Genomic DNA, 19429 nt, shown 5'->3' on the forward strand with positions numbered 1-19429 from the left:
GCACATGATCGCGTACACGGACACGGGACGCACGGGCCTCAACATGCTGGGCCCCCTGGAAGCGATGTACGAAGGGCGGCGGCTGGCCCTGGGAGGGGTCCGCCAGCGTTCCGTGCTGGGTTTTCTGCTGCTGCACGCCAACACCTCGGTCACCACGAGACGGCTCATCGGCGCCCTGTGGAACGACGACGAACCGGCCACCGCGCGCAAGGTGCTTCAGAACGCCGTCTCGGGCCTGCGCCGGGCGCTCTCGGACCGCGACGGACCGACGGACGCGCCGCCGTGGTCGCTGCTGGCCCGCCACGAGGGCTACGTCCTGCGGGTGCCGCCCGACCACATAGACCTCTCCCGCTACTCGCGCCTGGCCGGCCAGGGCCGGAGCCGGCTCGCGGCCGGGGCGTGGGAGGAGGCGTCCCGGTGTCTGGGCGACGCGCTGGATCTGTGGCACGGCCGGGCGCTGGCCGACCTGGTGGAGGCCGGGGTCGCCTGGCCGGAGCTGGCCGCGCTCGGCGAGGACCGGTGGGACGTGCTCGCGGACCGGATCACGGCCGATCTGATGCTCGGCCGCCGCGCGGAGGTGATGGCGGAACTGAACGTGGTGACGGCGGCGGAACCGGCCCGGGAGCGGCTGTGCGCGCAGCTGATGCTCGCCCTGTACCAGAGCGGCCGGCAGGCCGAAGCCCTGTCCCGCTACCGGCGTACCCGGGCGGCGATCGCCGAGGAGTACGGCGCCGCGCCCGGCCGGGAGCTGCGGGAACTCGAACAGGCCGTACTCACCCAGTCCCCCGCCCTGAGCTCCCCCGGCGCGGCGGCCCGGCTCTTCGCATGACGGTGACCGCGACCGTGATCCGCCCGCCGACACCCCTGCACGCCGGGAGGTTCAGGGTGCGCCCGCGCGGTGCGCCGAGGGGCTGACGCCCCGGGTGCGCTTGAAGGCCGAGCTGAAGGTGAACGCGTCCGTGTAGCCGACCTCCCGCGCGACGGCGGCGACCGTCACGCCGGGACGCCGCAGCCGGTCCGCGGCCAGGGCCATCCGCCACTGCGTGAGGTAGGCCAGCGGCGGGCGGCCCACCATCGCGGTGAATCGGCGGGCGAACGTGGTGCGGGACATCCCGGCCTCCGCGGCGAGCGAGGCGACGGTCCAGGGCCGGGCCGGCTCCTCGTGCAGCCGGCGCAGCACATGGCCGAGGTACGGGTCGGACAGGGCCCGGTAGCCGGGGGGCGGTTCGGCGTCCGGCCGGGCGAACCAGCAGCGCAGGGAGCGGACCAGGAGCAGGTCCAGCAGCCGGTCCAGGACGATCTGCTGCCCCGGGTTGTCGTCGGCGGTCTCGTCGGCGACCAGGTCGAGCAGCGGGGCGAGGCTGGTGTGGGCGGGGACCGGGGCGACGGGCGGCAGTGCGTCGAGCAGCGGCAGGGAGAGGTCGCCGCCGATCCGGTAGCCGGCCGTCACCAGGAGGTCGCCGTCGTCGCCCGCCGGACCGTCGTCGGGGCTGGAGGTGCGGCCGGTGACACGCCAGTTGCGCCGGGGCGCCTCGGGGTCGCCGGTGACGGTGCAGTGGTCGTCGCCGTCGACGAGGATCCGCGGACTGCTGGTGGGCCGGTCGGCGACGGTGTACGGCAGTTCGCTGCGGATCAGTACGATCTCGCCCTGGCGCAGCGCCACGGGCTCTCCGTCGGCCGGCACGATCCAGCCGTTGCCGCGCAGCATGACGGCGAGGGCCAGCGGCGCGGGTTCGACGAAGCACAGCCCCCACGGAGGGGCGCTGACCGTACGGCAGAAGACCGCCCCGTGGGCGCGTACGCCGGCGAGGTAGTCGTCGAGGATGTCCACGCCGATACGATCGCACATGCTTCCGGTCGTTTCGGCCATGGTTCGTGCCACGCCGACGGGGTTGGCTGGTCGCCATGACAGAGATCCTCGTAATCGGCGCCACCGGCAAGACCGGCGGCGCCCTGGTGCCCCGCCTCCGGGCGCTCGGGCACACCGTCCGTGCCGCCTCCCGCTCGGGCGAGACCCGTTTCGACTGGTCGGACATCTCCACCTGGACCCCCGCCCTCACCGGCGTGCGGGCCGTCTACCTCGTCCCGACCGAGACCCTCGGCCTGCGGGAACGCGCCGAGTTCGTGGCGAGCGCGAAGGTCGCCGGGGTGCGGCGCCTGGTCCAGTTGTCCGTGCGCGGCATCGACGAGGACGGCACCCATCCCACCGAGGCGGCGGTGCGGAACTCGGGCCTGGAGTGGACGATCCTGCGGCCGTGCTGGTTCGCGCAGGACTTCGCCGCGCCGGACTTCTTCCTGCCGGGCGTCCTCGACGGCGAGGTCCGCTCCCCCGCCGGTGACGGCCGCGAGCCGTTCGTCGACACCCGGGACATCGCCGACGTCGCCGCCGAGGTGCTCACCGCCGACGGCCACCACGGCCGGACGTACGACCTCTCGGGGCCGCGGGCCCTTACCTTCGCCGAGGCCGTCGCGCTGATCGGCAAAGCGACGGGCCGCGAGGTCACGTACCGCTACCAGACGCCGCGGGAGTACGTCGCCGAGCAGGTCGCGGCCGGGCACCCGAAGGCCGACGCGGAGGCTGTCGGCGGCTTCCTCGACCAGATCCGCCAAGGCGCGGACGACTACCTCAGTGACGGTGTCGAACAGGTCCTCGGCCGTGCGCCGCGCACGTTCGAGGAGTACGTCCGCACGGCCGCCGAGAGGGGCGACTGGGCGCGCTGACGCCCGGTCGCTCCCCTCAGCCGCGGGGCGGCGGTCAGTTCCGGAGTGAGGCCATCACTCGCTCCGGGGTCAGGGGCAGGGTGCGGATCCGTGCCCCGGTGGCGGCGAACACCGCGTTCACGATGGCGCCGGGGACGGTACCGACGGTCGGCTCGCCGGCGCCGAGCGGCGGCTTGTCCGGACGGTTGAGCAGGATCGTCTCGACGACGGGTATCTCGTCGAACCGCAGCACCTCGTACTGCGGACCCGGGTTGAAGGTGCTGGACTCCCACACCACCGACGTGACGCGGTCAGCGGTGTAGCGGACCTCCTCCTTGAGTGTCCGGCTCACCCCCTGCATGACGTTCCCCTCGATCTGGTTGCGGACCCCGTCCGGGTTGACGATCAGCCCGCAGTCGTGGGCGACGACCACCCGCCGCACCCGGACCCGCCCCGTGCCGGGGTCCACCTCCACCTCCGCGTAGGTGGCCGCGTACGCGTCGTGGACCTCGTACTGCTGGAAGGCCACGCCCGCGCCCACCCCCTCGGTGCCGCGCGGGCGGGCACGCCAGACGTCCCGCAGGGCGCGGCAGACGTCGGCCGCCCGTGGATCGGGCAGGGACGTGATCCGCAGCTCCAGGGGGTCGTGACCGCCGGCGTGGGCGAGTTCGTCGAAGAACGACTCGTTGGCGAAGTTGTTGGAGAAGCCGCCCAGCGAGCGGAGCGCGGAGGTCCGCGGGATCCGGTAGACGAGAGGGCTCGACGGAATGCCGGCCGGCGTGCCGGTGGTCTCGAACGTCTTCACGAGCCGGGCCTCGACCCGCTGCGGGAAGCCGTACACCACGGGCGCGTTGCGGCCCGAGTTGTTGACCGAGGACTGCGGCAGGTTGGCGGGCAGCCGGCCGGAGAGCGCGCCGGCCAGCAGGGTTCCGGAGTTGCTCTGCTGGGGGCGGCTGGTCGCCGGTGGTGCGTAGAACAGATGGGACCAGGCCGTGATGCCGTCGGGGCCCAGGGCTCCTCGCATGTCGTGGGCCTGGGCTGCGCCGAGGGGCTCCCACGCGTGCTCGTTCTGCCGGGTCCACTGGACGCGTACGGGGCGGCGGGTGGCACGGGAGAGCAGGACGGCGTCCGCCGCGCAGTCGTCGGCGCCGTTGTGGCCGTAGCAACCCGAGGCCTCCGTGAAGAGGACCCGCACCAGCTCCGGCGCGATGCCGAGCAGGTGGGCGAGGGAGCCGCGGAGGTTGGTCACGTTCTGCGAAGCGGCCCACACGGTCACCTGGATGCCGGTCTCCGGGTCGGGGCTCTCCCGCACGTCGGCGACCGCACTGGAGGCGCCCATCGCCCCGTGCATCTGGAAGGGCGTGAAGTACTCCGCGCTCAGCACGGTGTCCGCGGTGTCGAATATCGGGCCCACCCCGTCGTCCTGTTCGAGGATGGTCCGGTAGTGGTTGGCCGGGTCGCGCAGTGCGGCGGGGAGTTCGGCCTGCGGGATGAGCGGGGGTCCGGCCGTCCAGCCGACGGTGATGCCCGTCGAGGTCGACGCCGCGCGGGCCGCCGCCCACTCCGACCCGGCCACCACACCGACGAACCGGCCCTCCTGGACGGCGGTCACGAATCCGGGGATGGCCCGTGCACGCTCCAGCTGGCCCAGGACGGGTGCGGTGGCGTTGCGTCCCGGTGGCCTGACGACCCGCCCGTGGAGCATCCCGGGCAGCCGTACGTCCGAGAGGTAGCGGAAGCCCCCGTCCAGCTTGCCGGGGAGTTCGACCCGCCGGACCGACCTGCCCACCACTCGGTAGTCGGCGGGCGCGACCAGGGGCGCCGTGGAGTCGAGCGGGACGACGTCGACTCCGGACTCCAGGAGCCGCCGGTAGGAGACGCTCCTGGCGTCCCGGCCGGAGCCCACCCGGAACGCCCCGTTCTCGGCGGTCAGCCGTTCGGCGGGAACCCCGAGGTGTTCCGCGGCACGCCGCCGCAGCTCCCGGTACGCGGTGGCCGCCGCCGCCCGCAGCTCGATGCCGCCCTCCTGAAGGCTCTTGGAGCCGGTCGTGCCGTCCTGGCTCACGCTCAGCAGCGTGTCGCCCTGGACGTACGTCACGTCGGCGACGTCGAGCCGCAGTTCCTCGACGACCATCTGGCTCAGGGCCGTGCGGATGCCGGTGCCCAGTTCGACCTTGCCGCTGTACACCGTGATCCGGTCGGCCGTCAGCACGAGCCACGACTCGCGCGCCGCCGGTGTGGCTCCCTCGGCGTGGACACGGACCAGGCCGTCGCCCGCGGAGGCGGACGAGGCGGACGAGGACGCGGCCCTCGCCGACGGCTGGAGCGAGAAGGCGACCACGAGCGCCCCCGCTCCCGCGAGGAACCCGCGCCGGCTGGGCGTGCTCAGGGTGTCGGTCATCGGACCATCTCCTCGGCGGCGCTGCGGATCGCGGCGACGATCCGCTGATGTGCTCCGCACCGGCAGATGTAGTTCTCGGCGCCCTCCCGGCCGTCCGTCCCCGACAGGAACGCCTTGATCTCCGCCTCGTCGGGCACACTGCGGTCCCCTGCCGCGATGCGCTCCTCCATCCAGGCGAGGACACCCATGACGATCCCGCTGAGGCAGAACCCGCACTGCCCGGCCTGAAGGGACACCACGGCCCGCTGGAGCGGATGCGGCCGGCGACCGGCCAGGCCGTCCAGTGTGCGGACCTCGGCGCCCTCGGGCACGGTGTGCATCTGCCGTGTGCAGGAACGCACCGCCGCCCCGTCCACCAGAACCGTGCACGCGCCGCACTGCGAGACACCGCAGGCGTATTTGGGGCCGTACTGGTCGTGCTGTTCGCGAAGCCAGTACAGGAGTTGTTCCGAAGCCTCGGATTCTCCCGATCCCACCGACGCGTAATCGGCGGAGATCTCCGCGCCATTGAGCCGAACATTACGTAAGGGCACGTCAATTCCTCACGTTTCTCCCCCCAATTGCCGCCCCCAGCCGTTTCATCATCGGATGGCGGCGGCGGAGCCGTCCAGAATGGTTCGGGCCAATCGAATCGCGAAATCCCGCCGCGCGTTTGCGGGCGGCGACGCCATCAAGCAAGGTGACCGAAGCTACGTCCAGAACACGGAACGTCCGAAGGGCCCGAAATGCTCAAAGTAGGGATCATCGTCGGCAGCACCCGCCCGAACAGGGTCGGGCGGATCGTCGGCGACTGGGTCGCCACCGTGGCCGCCGGACGGGACGACGCCGAGTTCACACTCGTCGATCTGCTGGACGTGGACCTTCCCCTCCTCGACGAGGGAATGCCGCCACTCGCTGCCCAGTACACGCATCAGCACACCAAGGACTGGGCCGCCACCGTGGCCGACTTCGACGCCTTCCTGATCGTGAGCGGTGAATACAACCACTCAATCCCCGCGGCCCTGAAGAACGCCCTCGACTTCGTGTACGCCGAATGGAACAACAAGGCGGCGGGGTTCGTCACCTACGGCGCGGACAGCGGAATCCGGGCGGTGGAACATCTGCGCACCGTCCTGGCGGAATTGCAGGTCGCCACGGTCCGCGAGCAGGTCGCGCTCAACTCGTACACCGACTTCGAAAACTTCTACGAATTCCACCCGACGGCCCGTCACGAGGCGGCCCTGAACCGGGTGATCGACCAGGTTCTCGCGTGGGGCGGCGCGCTCAGGTCCCTGCGCTGACCACCGGCTGGGTCCGTGCCGCCCAGTGGCCGGTGAGGCCCGCGTACGCGGGTGACGCGGCGAGGAGTTCCTCGTGGGTGCCCAGGTGGGTCTCGGCGCCGTCCAGGAGAAGCGTGTGCCGGGCCCGCCGGGCCGACGCGAGACGGTGGGCTATCACGATCAGGGTGCCCGGGCGGGCTGCGAAGGCGCTCTCGGCGCGGGCTTCGGCCGGCGGGTCCAGGTGGCAGGTGGCCTCGTCGAGGATCACGACCTCGGCCGGGGACACGAAGGCCCGTGCCAGGACCAGGAGCTGGCGTTCTCCGGCGGAGAGCCGGGTCGCCGGGTCGGAGAGCTCGGCATCGAGGCCGCCCAGGCGATCGAGCAGCGTACCGGCGCCCACCTCCCCGGCCGCGCGGGTCAGTTCGGCGTCGGTCGCGCCGGCCGCCAGATACCGGAGGTTCTCCCGGACCGTGCCGTGGAAGACGTAGGCCTCCTGCGGGATCAGGGCGATGCTGCGGGCCCGGCGAGCCGGGTCCAGGCGGGTCAGGGCGGCCGTGCCGAGCCGGACCGTGCCCGAGTCGGGGGTTTCGAGGCCCGCGAGAAGGCCCGCCAGCGTCGACTTGCCGATGCCGCTGGCCCCGACGATCGCCAGGTGGTCACCTTCCGGGACCTCCAGGGACAGGCCTCGCAGGACGGGTTCGGCCTGTGGTCCGTAGCCGAACGTGAGGCGGTCGACGGTCAGGTGGAAGCCGTCCGGTGAGCAGGACGGCGGCTCGTCGGGCAGGGCCTCCTTCGGGGTCGTCACGACCTCCGCCAGGCGGGTCAGTGTGCTGCCCAGCTGGGTCCAGTAGCCGCCGACGGAGCCCGTGACCGAGGAGAGCGCGCCGATGAGTGAGCCCGTCACATAGGTGATCGCGCCGACCAGTTCGCCCGGGCTGATGCGGTCCGTCGACACCAGCCAGGGACCGGCGAGCAGCAGTGCCAGGAGCGGCAGATGGCCGCCGAGGAGGACGAGCAGCACCCGTATCGCCCCGAACCGGGCCGCCGCGACGCCGGCCCGGACGTAGGTGTCCGTCGCCGCCGCGACCTGCTGGACGGCGTGCTCCCGCGCGGCGAGGGCGAAGATGTCGCGGGCGGCGCCCAGGGACTCACCGGTCCGTACGGCGACCTGCTCCTCGGCCAGGATGAGCGCGCGGCGGCGGCGCATCATGGGGCGCAGCGTCAGCGGGAACACCAGCAGGGCGCCGACCAGGGGCGGCAGTACGACGGCCGCCGCGACCGGGTCGAGCAGCAGCAGACCCGTCACCGAGGCGACCAGGGAGATCGCGAGTGGGCGGGCCGTGCGCAGCAGCGTGGCGACCAGATTGCGCACCAGCTCCACCTGCCGGGTCAGCCGGGACACCACCGCCGCGTCCGCCCGGCCCCGCCCGGCGGCCTGCTCCACCGTGGCGCCGACGAGGACACGGACGAGGTGGTCGCGGAGCGGTTCGACCACGGCGGCGAAGTGCGGGAACATCGCCCGCTCCGCGCCGGCCCGCGCCCCGTAGAGGCCGGCCAGCAGCGCCAGCCAGGCGATGCCCACGAGGGGGCGGCCCGCGAGGAAGCCCCGGTCGATCGCGGCGGCCGTCACCCATCCGGAGGCGAGGGCGGGTGACGCCTCGACCAGCGACCACACCGCGAGGCGGGTCAGCGGGCCGCGGCTGCCGGCCAGGCCCGTTCTCAGCAGCCGCAGCCCGTCGTCGCTCACCACGCTAGACACCGGCCGTCTCCTGTCCGTCGAGTGCGGGTGTGCCGGCCGCGGCGAACACGGCCCGGTAGTTCTCGTCGCGCCACAGCCGCGCGTGCGGGGCGAGCGCCACGATCCGTCCGCCGTCCAGCCAGGCGACCAGGTCGCAGCGGGCCGCGGTCGCCGCCCGGTGGGCCACGATCAGCCGGGTGCGGCCGTGCAGCCTGGTGGTGAGCGCCTCGGTCACCTCGGCCTCGGTGACGGTGTCGAGGCCGGAGGTGGCGTCGTCGAGGACGTACACGCGGGCGGGACGGACCAGCGCGCGTGCCAGACCGATGCGCTGGCGTTCGCCACCGGACATGGGTGCCGCGTCCAGCGGGGTGTCGTAGCCCTGGGGAAGGCGGCGGACGAAGGCGTCGGCGTGTGCGGTCCGGGCGGCCTCGACGACGTCGGCGCGTTGTGTTCCGGGCCTGCCGTAGGCGATGGCCTCGTGGACGGTGGTGCCGGTGAGGGCGGGGCGGTCGAAGGCGTAGGTGACCTGGCGGCCGAGTTCGGTCAGGGGCAGTTCGTCGACCGGCACTCCGTCCAGCAGTACCTGTCCGCCGTCCGGGTCGCAGAGCCGCCCGACCAGGCCGGCGACCAGGCTCTTGCCCGCGCCGGACCGGCCCACCAGGGCGGTCGAGCGTCCGGCCGGCAGCACCAGGGACAGCCGGTCCAGTACGGGCAGTCCGTCCCTGGTGAGCGAGACCTCCCGGAACACCACCTCGCCCGCACCGGGCGGCAGGTCCCGCCGCGTGCCGTCGACGGGTCCCGGGCGGTCGAGGATGTCGGCGAGGCCGGCCGCTCCGGCGCGGACCTGGGCCACCTCAAGGAGCACGTCGACCTGGGCGAGGGCAGCGCAGGCCAGGCCCAGATAGCCGGAGATCGCGAGGAGTTGCGCCGGTCCGGTACGGCCCGACGCCACGCCGAGTCCGGCCACCGCCAGGACCAGGACCTGGGTCAGCGGGATCAGCAGCTTCAGCTGCCACACCGTGCCGCGCTGGAGGTTCCACAGGGCCATGCCCGCGCCGGCGAGAGCGGGCAGCGGGTCGAGGACCCGGTTGGTCTCGGCGCGTACCGTGCCGGCGGCCCGGATGCTTCTGGCGCCCGCGAGCGCCGAGAGGAGCCGTGCGGAGAGGGCGGACTGGGCGCGCATGTAGTCCGTCTGCGCCGCGGTCGCGCCGCCGACGAACCGCCGCGACACCACCACGACGAGCGGCACGGCGAGGGTGAACACCAGCCCCGCCCACGGGTCGATCCACCACAGCAGACCGAGCGCCACCACGGAGCCGGCCAGGGAGATCACGGAACTCGCGATCGTCACCATGAGCCCCGCCACGCCGGGTGCGGCCTGCACCACCCGGGCCGTGGCGTCGCCGGGCGGCAGCGACGGACGGGTGCCGAAGGTCAGGAGATGCCCCACCGCGCGGGACTGGAGCCGGGCGCCCGCCCGTCCGACCACCGAGGCGCTCAGCGGTGCCGTGGTGGCGTCCAGCAGTCCGGACGCCACCACGGCGGCACCTAGCAGGGCCACCGGGCGCACGGCCTCACCACCGTCCAGCGCGGCCTTCACCGACGCCGCGAGCAGCGCGGGCGTGGCCAGGCCCAGCAGCGTCCTGGTGACCATCAGGGTCACCAGGACGGCCAGCCGTCCACGAACCCGGACCGCCGTGCTCAGCAGCAGTGCGCGGCTTCCGTCCCGGGCCATGTCCGTGTCTCCTTCGGGTCGTTCGGTGGTGATGAGCCGGTCGGGCACACCCCCTAGGGGATGGAGAACCAGCAGGTGATCTTGCAGGAGGCGGTGCAGGGTTCCTGTTCCAGGTCGCCGACGTACAGCCGGTTCTCCTCGGCGAGCAGGAGCTGGAGCGCGTCCGTCTCGATCTCCATGGCGCAGATCTCCTTTCGTCCTGGGCTGATCGTCAGCCGGTGATCAGACAGGTCTGGGTGCAGGTCTGCGAGCAGGTCTGCGCGCAGGACTCCACGTCCCGGTCGCCGATGTGCAGCCGGGTCTCCTCGGCGGTGAGGAGCTGGAGCGCGTCCGCGTCGATGTCCATCACTGTGTGTGCCTTTCTTCTTCGCCGGGCGGGGTGGATGTTCGGCCGGGCGCGCCCGGTGTGCGCGCCCGGCCGGTGCGTCAGAAGACGTTGCTGACGTTGCACGTGATCTCGCAGCTGTAGCCGCAGCTCGCCGCGCAGGTGAACGTTCCGCAGTCGCCCGCGTCCCGTTCGCCGATGTAGAGCTGCGCCTCCTCGCTGCCGAGCAGCTGGAGGGCGTCGAGCCCGAGGTCGATGGTGGTGTCCATGTCCGTGGTCACCTCCTCTCCGATGCCGATGCCGTTGCCGTTTCCGTCGCTGTTCCTGCCCGGTCGGCCGGTCAGCCGGTCAGCCGGTGACGGTGCAGGAGATGCCGCAGGTGCCCTTGCAGGTGGAGCCGTCGCACGTGATGCCGCAGGCCTCGTCACCCAGGTCGCCGATGTACAGCGACGCGTCGGCGGCGCCGAGCAGCTGGAGCGCGTCGATCTCGAATTCCATGTCCATGAATTCACCCCCTTTCCAGCGGAGTTGTGGTCGTCAGTGGGCGATGGCCGCGAGAAGCGGCCGGTGTCCCTGACTCGCCGTCGCCGTGGGAGGTACGTCCGGGCGAGTCAGGAAGTCGGTGATTTCTTGCAGTTGGGGGGAGCCGGCCAGCGGGCTGAAGGCCATGTGGCCGCGGTCCGCGGGTTCCCGGTAGGTGACGTGGCCGTGGCCCGTGTCGACCAACCGGTATGCCAGGGCCCGTGAATGGGCGACCGGAATGGTCTCGTCGAGGCGCCCGTGGAGCAGCAGCACCCGGGTCCGGATGCGCTCGGCCAGCCGCAGCAGGTCGCGCGGTCCGAGGGCGTCGGCCACGTCACCGTGCCCCGCCAGCCGGTCGACGAGATTCCGGGTCGGCGTGGGAGCGTCCGCGTACAGCGCGGGTACGGAGGTGAACGGAGCCACCGCCGCACACGCCGACCATCCGTCCGGATCGGCCGCCGTCGCGAGCAGCGCCAGGAAGGCGCCGTAGCTGCTGCCGTACACCGCCGGCCGGGGTGCGCCCGGTCCGCGCGTCTCCTCGACGAAGGCGCGCAGCGAGCGGATGTCGGCGAGGTCGGGGCCTCCCCACGCACCCCGGATGGCGTCGGCGTGCTCCCGTCCGTAGCCGGTGCCGCCGCGTTGGTTGGGCGCGATGACGGTCAGGCCGGCGGCGGCGAACAGCTGGAACAGGGCGTCGAAACCCAGCGTCCAGTGCCGGTCCGGCCCACCGTGCAGCGCGACGACCACCGGCCCGTCACCACCCCGCCAGTCGGGCCCGTGCACAACGGCTTCGAGCAGACCGTCCGCACCGGGCAGCCGCTCCAGGCGGGCGGGGTGCCAGGCGGTCGTGTACGGGGCGGGACACCGGGCGGTGCGGTCCGCTGCGGGGTGCCGAGCGGTTCCCGCCGATCCGGGCTGCCAGGCGGCCCCGTCCGGTACGGGGTGCCAGGCGGCCTGATCCGGCCCCGCGTGCCAGGCGGCACCGTCCAGCTCGACCCCGTCCGGTCCGGCACGCAGAGCGTCCTGCTCCGGGCCGGCGTCCAGGGCGGCGCCCCCGTCCGGTCCGGCGTACAGGGCGTTCCCGCCTGCCGGGACCCATCCGAAGGACGTGGGTCGGGCCGGGTCCGAGTACGTCGACCACAACCCCCGGTGTGTCCACGCCGCCTCGGGCCCGACGACGCCCGACGCCCCCGTCACCCGCCGCAGCGTGCCGGACTCGAGCTCGTACACGGCGAGTTCGGACCGTGCGCCCCGGTTGACCGCCAGGGCGAGCCGGTCTCCCGTCGGGTCCAGGGCCAGCGGGGTGAGCGTCGAGCCCTCGGTCTCCGGAATGTCCAGGAGGCGTACGGCCGTGCCCGTGACCAGCGCCAGGCGCAGTCCGGCGCCGGTGTCCGCGGCGAGGAGCACCCGCCCGGCCCGGGACAGCAGGACATGGGCCCCGGCACCGGCGAGGTCGCCGGTCAGTGGAGCGGTTCGGGAGCCCTCGGGCGCGGCCGGGTCGATCCGCAGTGGGGTCGGTGTCCCGTCGACGACCGCCGTCACCGCCAGCGTGGCTCCGACGGCGGCCGCGCCGCCCAGTCGTCCGGGCAGCCGGGCGACGGGTGCGAGCCAGGGCCCGTCGCCGCCGATCCGGTGGACCGTGGAGTGTCCGTCGGCTCCGTACGCGACGGCCGTGGCGATCCAGCCCGGCAGGTCGAGGCCGGGCAGGAGCCGCAGCGGTGCCGCGGAGGGGCCGAGCGCCCGGCGCCCGCCGGCCGGGTCGAACAGCTCGAACCGCTGGCGGCCCCCCGGTTCGTGCCAGGAGAGCAGCGCGCGGCCGTCGTCGAGGGCGACGCTCTGGGTCAGCGGCAGGTCCCGGCCGAGGCCGACCCGCAGCCGTACGCGCGGACCGGTCTCGGTGAGTTCCCAGGTCTCCAGGTGGCGGGCGCCGATCTCGTCCTGTGCCACGCAGACCGCCCGCAGTCCGTTCGGTGAGAAGGCCCTGCTGCCGCGCTGAAGTGTCCGGTGGTTCATACGGGCACCTCGTCGCGCGCGACGGGCCGCCGGGCGCCGTCGAGGAGCGGGCGGGGGCCGCCGTGCCGCAGTCGCAGGAGGAAGGAGACGGTGCCGGCCAGGCCCACGCCGTAGTCGACCGTGACCCGGCTGCCGCTCTCGTCGGGCAGCAGCGCGAGGCCGTTGCGGAGCGTGTGCCGGGTGTGGAGGGTGGCGGCGAGATCCTCGGCCATGGCGTGGTACGGGCCGCCGAGGGCCTGGTCCATGTCGAGCAGGAAGTCGCCGTTGCCGGCCAGTCCGTGGCAGACGGCGGTGCCCGTGAACCAGCGGGCCCGGTGCACGGCGGTCGCCGCCTCCTCGGACAGCTTCCGCAGGGTGTCGTCGCCGGTGGCCTGCCACAACCGGAGCAGGAAGGTGCCGACTCCGGAGGCGCCGCTGCACAGGTGGTACAGCATCCCGGTGCCGTTCTCCGCCGTGCGGTCGGTGCGCCAGCGGGCGCCGCGTTCGTCGCGTTCCGCGGCCCGGGCCAGGGTGTCGCCCGCCTCCACGGCCAGTTCGAACAGGTCGGCACGGCCGGTGGCCAGGGCGGCTTCCAGGACGAAGGTGCCCACGCCCGCCACACCGTGGGCGTAGCCGAGGTGGGTGATGCCGGCGAGCGCGGAGTCGAAGTCCGCGGGGACGGGCCAGAACACCCCGTCGTCGCCGCGTACGGCCGCCGCGGCGAGGCCGTCGGCGCAGTCCGCCGCACGGTCCAGGAACTCCTCCCGGCCGGTGGCGTGCCACAGCTTCAGCTGGGCCAGACCGGCTCCGGCGGCGCCATGGAAGAGGTCCGGGTTGGGCCAGCGCAGCGGAAGGGTCAGCGCGAGCCGTTCCGCCCGCTCGGCGAGTGCGTCGTCGTCGAGCCGCCGGGCCGCGTCGTGGAGCGCCCAGGCGGTGCCGGCGCGGCCGAAGTGGAGGCCGGGCAGGGGCGGTGCGGCGGCGGTGAGGTCGAGGCGGGCGGTGAGCCAGGAAGCGGTGGTGGCCAGGGCGGTCCGCAGGTCGGGGCGGGCGAGTGCCGCGTCGGCCTGGGCGAGCGTGACGAGGACCCCCGCGGCGCCGTGCTGCACGTTGCACGGGTCCGTGCTGTCGCCGAACGGGGTGCTCTGCCAGAGCCGTTCGGTGCCGTCCTCGGCCAGGGTGGCGAGCGTGTGGGTCAGGCCGTCGTCCACGAGCCGCCGCACCGGGTCGCCACCGGCGTCGCGCGGGCCGGGCAGCGGGACGTGGGTCGAGCGCGGAGCCCGCACGTGCTCGTCCAGCCGGGTGAGCAGCCGTGCCGTGCGCCAACGGTCCTCCGGCGCCTGCGCGCACAGACCGCGCACGGCCGGGGCCAGTGTCCGGGCCGCCGCGTTGTGCGGGGTGGCGAGAGCGAGCACGCCGTCGAGCCGCTCGACGACGGAACGGAGGTCCGCCGGCTCGTCGGCCGCGAAGGCCGGGCCCGTGCCGGTGCACAGGAAGAAGAGGGTGGCGCCCAGGGCGAAGAGGTCGACGGCGATGTCGGGCACGGGACCGTACCGGGGGCCGTCGACGTACTCGGGCGCGCCGTAGCCCGGGGTGTAGGCGCGCGTTCCCCATGTGCCGGGGCGGGCCGCGAACTCGGGGTCGATGAGGCGGAGCGTTCCGTCCGTCGTGACCATCACGTTGTTGGGTGTGAAGTCGCGGTATACCAGGCCGCGTTCGTGGACCGCGCCGAGGAGGTGGGCGAGCCGGCGTGCCGTGGAGCGGACTTCGTCCACGGGCAGTCCGGTGCCGAAGTCGGGCAGTGCGGCGTACCGTTCGCTGATCCAGCGGGCGAGGGTGACTCCGGGCACCACGGTCTCGACGAGGAATGTACGGTCCTCGTGGTCGAAGATCTCGACGAGTTCGGGGCCGAGGCCGTCGAGGGTGGTCAGTGCCGCGGCCTCCGCGCGCAGCCCGTCGCGCGCGTCGAGTCCGGTGTACCAGCTGCCGACATGGGCGCGGGCCTCCTTGACGATGACCTCGTCGCCGGTGTGCTGGTCCAGCGCCCGGTAGACACCGCCGCGTGCGGAGTGCCGGATCGCGTTGTGGACGGCGTAGCGGTCGCGCAGCAGTACCTGCCGGGGTACGGCCGGTGCTTTGCCGGGCCTGCCGGGCGGGCCGGGGAAGGGCAGTTCCGCCCAGGTCGGCGGGGAGAACCACGGGTTGCGCAGGTCCTCGACCGCACGGCCGTCGGGTGCCTGGAGCCTGGCCTGGTGCACACCCTCGTTGCTGAGGTGGGGTACGCCGCGGAACGCGCCGTAGCGGTAGTGGACCAGGCTGCCGGGGCGGTAGGGGCGGTCGGACAGGATGCGGGGGCCGGGCAGTCCGGCCGTGGCCCGGTCCAGTTCTTCGGCGAGGGACCGCAGTTGGTCGTCGTCACGCGGATAGGCGGTGAGGAACTTCCCGCACTGCGCGCGGTCGAACCGGATGCCCGTCAGTTCCTCGACGTACTCGGCACGCGCGGCGAACTTGAACGGACACCGCTGCTGTACGAGCACCCGCGCCGCCCGCAGCAGCACCTCCGGCGCGGAGAGCGGCGTCGCGGAGACGTGGAGTTTCCAGCCCTGCACCCGGTGGTGCTGTGCCGTCGGCCCCACCCGGCACCAGAAACCGCCCTCTTCGGTCTTCCAGTCGGCGGCGCCCGCGTCGTCGATCACGGAACGCACCAATGCCTGGAAGGGAAAGCCGGTGCCTTCGGTCCGAGGGTGCCCCAGTGCCACGAGAACTCCAAGATCGCGCGAGCCAGTGATGCCGAGGGAGGGCCGGGGCAATCCGTCACCGGCCGCCCGTCCCCCTCAGCAAGATCGATTGTTCGCGCACCCGCCGTTCACAGCATTGGGGAGACCCCTAGGCGTGAGGACCTCGTGCGGAGTCCGAACTCGCGGCGGGGCCAGCCGGGTTGGGCCGGCCGGGCGGCCCGGGTTGGATTGAGTTGGGTTGGCCGGGCGAGGCCGTACCGGCCCGGCGTCGCGGTCTCGTCGCCGCAACCGATCGCCCCGGCCGGAAGGTGATGCGCCGGCCGCCCGGCCCGAAGGGCACGCGCCCGCCGGCCCGCCCGAAGGGCACGCGCCCGCCGGCCCGTCCGAAGGGGGCGCTACGAGTCGCGGCGCAAGGCGTCGGACAGGGCGACCCGGGACGAGACGCCGAGCTTGCGGTAGGCGCGGGCGATGTGGGTCTCCACCGTGCGCGGGCTGAGGAAGAGCCGTTCGGCGATCTCCCGGTTGCGCAGCCCGGCCGCGGCGAGGCCGGCGATCTCGCGCTCGCGGTCGCTGAGCAGGTCCAGGGCCTGCGCGCCGCGCTGGTCCGCGGAGAGTTCGGCCCGCAGGTCGGCCACGCGTTCCCGCACGAGCCGTGCCGCGTGGGTGCGGGCGACGAAGTCGGCGGTGTGCAGTTGGCGCAGGGCGGTGTCCGGGCGGTGCGCCTCATGGAAGGCGCGGGCGCCGGCCGCGAGGGTCCAGGCGTACTCGACGGGCATGGTGGCCGATCGGAAGGTCTCCGCGGCGAGTTCGAAGAGCTTGGCCGCGACGCCGTGCTCGCCCTCGGCCAGGTGGAGCTGGGCGCGGGCGCGGCGTACGTATGCCTCCTGGACCGCCAGGCCGAGCCGCTCCGACTCCGCCTCGGCGATCCGGAGCAGTCGGTCCGCCTCCGCGTGGTCGCCGCTCTCCAGGGTCGCCGTCACCAGCAGGGACAGCAGCAAGGGCCGGGAGAAGGGCCTGACCTGGGGCAGCCGCTGGACGCCGATGGCGTCGAGGAGCGTACGCCGGCACCCGGCCGCGTCACCGGCGAGCAGCTGGGCCTGGGCGAGCAGGCCGGTGGCCGACGCCGCCCACCAGCTGTGGCCGGGTGGGGCCGCGGCGCTGGTGGCCTCCTCGACGAGGGCGACGGCCTCGTCGACGGAGGCACGGCCGTGGGACCAGACATGGGCGGTCGCGCGGATCGCCTGCGCGAGGGTGACGGCGGGCCGCGCGCCCAGGGAGCGGGCCAGGGCCTCGGCCTCCAGGGCGTGCTGCCGCGAGGCGTCCAGGCGGCCGGTCCACTGTTCGGCCATGGCCAGCCCCAGCAGCCGGTGGAGCTGGATGGGCCGCTGGGGGCCCGACTCGGCGGCGGTCAGCCCCCGGTGCAGGTGACGGGCGGCGTCCGTGAACCGCTCCAGGTAGAGCTCGGCGCTGCCCAGCAGGGCGAGGGTCTCCGGGGTGCGGCCGGCGAGGGGATCGGGAAGGGCGTCCACGAGCCGGACACAGCGGTCGACCTCCGCGCCGGCCTCCGTGAGGTCACCGGCGTGCGTCGCGCACAGGGCACTGAGCACCCGTAGCACGGTACGGTCCGCCGCCTCGGTGTCACCGGTCGCCCCCGGTGTCCGTACGGCCTCCGCGAGGAGGTCCCGGGCCTGCTCGTGGGAGCCGCGCAACACGTGCACCAGCCCGAACTCGATGATCAGTTCCGACGCTTCGGGCGGAAGGGGGGCGGGCAGGGGCCGGGGCAGCAGGGCGAGGGCGGCGCCGACGATGGCGGTGGCCTCCGCGTAGCGGCCCAGCTGGCGTTCGGCCTCCGCGCACAGGGCGTGCGCCCGGAGCAGCTGCCGGTCGTCGAGTGTGCTCGGGCGGCGGCCCAGCAGTTCGTGCGCGCGGGTACGGGCCTCGTCCAGCCGTCCGGACGCGATCAGCGCGCGGCAGTAGGCGAGTTCGGTCTCCGTGCGGTCGACGGTGCCGGTCCCCCCGTCGGGCAGGGCCTCCAGGACGAGGTGGAGCCAGCGGGTCGCCGTCGTCGGTTCCTGCGGGGTGATCTCGACGGCCGCCTGGGCCAGGGTGCGGGTGGCGAGTGCCGCGTCGGTGCCCAGCAGCCGCTCGGCGTGTCTGGCCCGTTCCCTCACCCGGCCGCTGCCGGTAAGGAGTTCCAGGGCCCGGCGATGGGCACGCAACCGGAAGGAGACTCCCGCGAGTTCGTACGCGACCTGTCCGACGACGGGATGGCGGAAGACGAGGCCGCCCGTCCCGTCGCCCGCCCGCACCAGGTCGGCCCGTTCGAGTTCGGCGAGTGCGTCGAGCGCCCGGTCCATGTCCAGTCCGCAGATACGGGCGACGTCCTCGGGCCGGAAGGCGCCGCCGGCCACGGCCGCCGCCGACGCGGTGAGGGCCGCGGGCACCGACAGCGCGTCCAGCTCGGCGATCAGCGGCATCGCCGCACGCGGCAGTCCCGCGGTGTCCGTGCCCGGCGGGACCGTCCCGTTCCCGGGGTGCCCGTCGGCCGCGGCGAGCAGGCGTACGTACTGGGGGTTGCCCCCGGCCTCGGCCCACAACCGGTCGGCCAGCACCCGGAGTTCGGCCTCCGTGCACGGACTCGGGCCCGCGGCGGCGCGTTGGTCGGCCACCAGCGCGGCCACGGCATCGGGGCCGAGCGGACCGGGTTCGAGCCGCTGTACGTTCCCGGCCCGCACTCCTTCCTCGATGGCTCCCCGCAGTTCGCGCGACGTCTGCCGGGGACGGTGGACGAGGGCGAGCAGCAGAGGACGCGGCACGGCGGACCGCACCAGCTGGGCGAGGAGCGTCGCGGAGGCCGGATCGCAGTGGTGCAGGTCGTCCAGGACCACCACGTGACCGGCCATCCATGCGGCGGGCGGCTCGCCGGACGCGTCGAACCGCCACGCCCGCGCACCGGCCCCGTGCCGGGCCGCCCAGGCGTCGCCGATCAGCTGCCAGGGTGTGGTGTTCCCGCGGACGGCGTGGGCGCGGACCGCGGGGATGCCCCGTCGCTCGGCGAGCGCGAGGAGCGCGTGCGCGAGACGGGATTTCCCGATACCCGGTTCGCCGCGGATCTCCACGATCGAGCCCCGGCCGTGCTCCATCTCCTCCACGGCCCCCGCGAGCGAGGCGAGTTCGGCCCTCCGCCCGACGAGGCGCCCTTCGGCAGCCGGTTCAGGCACCGCGGCCATGAGCGCTGTTCCCCCTACTTCGCGCAGCGTTGACCCGGCAACCATACAGACGCCCAACGGCCCTCTCCGCTTCAGATTCTGAAGCACATGGCCGCCCGAGGCGGCAAACCCGAACGCCTCCCGCCCGAGGTGAGGTGGTTCAGTCGGGTATGTCCCAGGTGAACCTGTGCACATGGATGCCGAAGTACGGGAAGGACTCCACCGAACGCACGCCGGGGACCGCGCGAATCCTGGCGTCGATGATCGTGGACAGCTCCTCCATGCTCTGGCAGACGACCTCCGCGAACAGATCGCAGGAGCCCGCCGTGGACACCAGGTAGACGACGCTGTCGATACGTTCCAACTCGTCGACGACGTCCGCGAGCCGGCCGTCGATCCTGATGCCGAGCAGGGCCATGACGGGCAGCCCCAGTTTCATCGGGTTGGTGACCGCGGCGAACTCCAGCAGGCCGCGGTCCGTCAGCCGCTGCACCCGGGCCCGCACGGCCGGAGCGGACAGCCCCACCTCCCGGCCCAGGTCCGTGTACGAGGCGCGGCCGTCCTGCTGGAGGCGGCGGACCAGGGTCTTGTCGACCGCGTCCAGTTCGATACGGGCCGCCACGTGAACCTCTTCCTGTCCGAGATGTGTCGGACGCGACCGTAGCAACCCACCGCCACGGGCCGGCCTCCCCCTCGGACGCGCGTGCGGACGTGGGCTGCGCGCCGGGTACGTAGGGGGCTTACGTAGTTCCACCGACGTATTCGCAAAAAGGTTCGATGACGCTTGCCCTCGCAGTCGGCACCGTCGCAAGG

At 73.6% G+C, this 19429-nt stretch carries 16 protein-coding genes; 3 read left to right on the top strand and 13 right to left on the bottom strand.

What is annotated here, in order from left to right:
• The first annotated feature begins 4 nt into the window (after positions 1-4).
• Positions 5-829: a BTAD domain-containing putative transcriptional regulator gene (locus tag ACIQAC_RS06695; protein WP_402187687.1), complete on the top strand. Its 825-nt coding sequence runs from the start codon at positions 5-7 to the stop codon at positions 827-829.
• Between the two features lie 51 nt (positions 830-880).
• On the opposite strand, the gene ACIQAC_RS06700 is transcribed toward ACIQAC_RS06695, so the two are convergent.
• On the bottom strand, positions 881-1849 hold the full coding sequence (locus ACIQAC_RS06700) for an AraC family transcriptional regulator (RefSeq protein ID WP_402187689.1): 969 nt from the start codon (positions 1847-1849) through the stop codon (positions 881-883).
• A 56-nt stretch (positions 1850-1905) separates the two neighbouring features.
• On the opposite strand from ACIQAC_RS06700, the gene ACIQAC_RS06705 reads away from it, so the two are divergent.
• Positions 1906-2721 carry an NAD(P)H-binding protein gene (locus ACIQAC_RS06705; protein ID WP_402187691.1) on the top strand — a complete coding sequence of 272 codons (816 nt, stop codon included), beginning with the start codon at positions 1906-1908 and terminating at the stop codon, positions 2719-2721.
• A gap of 34 nt (positions 2722-2755) precedes the next feature.
• On the opposite strand, the gene ACIQAC_RS06710 is transcribed toward ACIQAC_RS06705, so the two are convergent.
• Positions 2756-5101, bottom strand: coding sequence for a molybdopterin cofactor-binding domain-containing protein (locus ACIQAC_RS06710; RefSeq protein ID WP_402187692.1), 2346 nt, complete (start codon positions 5099-5101; stop codon positions 2756-2758).
• Positions 5098-5634, bottom strand: coding sequence for a (2Fe-2S)-binding protein (locus ACIQAC_RS06715; RefSeq protein WP_402187694.1), 537 nt, complete (start codon positions 5632-5634; stop codon positions 5098-5100). The genes ACIQAC_RS06710 and ACIQAC_RS06715 overlap by 4 nt, the downstream gene beginning before the upstream one ends.
• 192 nt (positions 5635-5826) lie before the next feature.
• Between ACIQAC_RS06715 and ACIQAC_RS06720 the strand changes: the two genes are divergently transcribed.
• Positions 5827-6381, top strand: a complete 555-nt coding sequence (locus ACIQAC_RS06720; RefSeq protein ID WP_402187696.1) for an NADPH-dependent FMN reductase — start codon at positions 5827-5829, stop codon at positions 6379-6381.
• Here the strand turns inward: ACIQAC_RS06720 and ACIQAC_RS06725 are convergent.
• The 10 genes from ACIQAC_RS06725 to ACIQAC_RS06770 all read right to left on the bottom strand — a co-directional run bounded on the left by ACIQAC_RS06725 (position 6365) and on the right by ACIQAC_RS06770 (position 19238).
• Positions 6365-8119 (bottom strand): ABC transporter ATP-binding protein, encoded by a 1755-nt coding sequence (locus ACIQAC_RS06725; protein ID WP_402187697.1) that lies wholly within the window; start codon positions 8117-8119, stop codon positions 6365-6367. The two genes, ACIQAC_RS06720 and ACIQAC_RS06725, sit on opposite strands and share 17 nt — an antisense overlap.
• Entirely contained in the window at positions 8112-9833 is a 1722-nt protein-coding gene (locus tag ACIQAC_RS06730) for an ABC transporter ATP-binding protein (RefSeq protein WP_402187699.1), read from the bottom strand. Before ACIQAC_RS06730 ends, ACIQAC_RS06725 begins: the two co-directional genes overlap by 8 nt.
• A gap of 53 nt (positions 9834-9886) precedes the next feature.
• Positions 9887-10012, bottom strand: a complete 126-nt coding sequence (locus ACIQAC_RS06735; protein ID WP_402187701.1) for a hypothetical protein — start codon at positions 10010-10012, stop codon at positions 9887-9889.
• A gap of 32 nt (positions 10013-10044) precedes the next feature.
• Positions 10045-10179 (bottom strand): hypothetical protein, encoded by a 135-nt coding sequence (locus ACIQAC_RS06740; protein WP_402187702.1) that lies wholly within the window; start codon positions 10177-10179, stop codon positions 10045-10047.
• An 80-nt stretch (positions 10180-10259) separates the two neighbouring features.
• Positions 10260-10427, bottom strand: a complete 168-nt coding sequence (locus ACIQAC_RS06745; protein WP_402187703.1) for a hypothetical protein — start codon at positions 10425-10427, stop codon at positions 10260-10262.
• A 79-nt stretch (positions 10428-10506) separates the two neighbouring features.
• Positions 10507-10662: a hypothetical protein gene (locus ACIQAC_RS06750; protein WP_402187705.1), complete on the bottom strand. Its 156-nt coding sequence runs from the start codon at positions 10660-10662 to the stop codon at positions 10507-10509.
• Between the two features lie 33 nt (positions 10663-10695).
• Positions 10696-12693, bottom strand: a complete 1998-nt coding sequence (locus ACIQAC_RS06755; RefSeq protein ID WP_402187706.1) for an alpha/beta hydrolase family protein — start codon at positions 12691-12693, stop codon at positions 10696-10698.
• Entirely contained in the window at positions 12690-15365 is a 2676-nt protein-coding gene (gene lanL / locus ACIQAC_RS06760) for a class IV lanthionine synthetase LanL (protein ID WP_402187708.1), read from the bottom strand. Before lanL ends, ACIQAC_RS06755 begins: the two co-directional genes overlap by 4 nt.
• Before the next feature lie 437 nt (positions 15366-15802).
• The gene (locus ACIQAC_RS06765) at positions 15803-18637 is read right to left on the bottom strand and encodes a LuxR C-terminal-related transcriptional regulator (RefSeq protein ID WP_402187710.1); all 2835 of its coding nucleotides are present in this window, start codon (positions 18635-18637) and stop codon (positions 15803-15805) included.
• 139 nt (positions 18638-18776) lie between these two features.
• Positions 18777-19238, bottom strand: a complete 462-nt coding sequence (locus ACIQAC_RS06770; protein WP_402187712.1) for an Lrp/AsnC family transcriptional regulator — start codon at positions 19236-19238, stop codon at positions 18777-18779.
• Between the last annotated feature and the right edge of the window lie 191 nt (positions 19239-19429).

The sequence above is a fragment of the Streptomyces sp. NPDC088387 genome (assembly GCF_044753385.1).
Classification (GTDB): Bacteria; Actinomycetota; Actinomycetes; order Streptomycetales; family Streptomycetaceae; genus Streptomyces.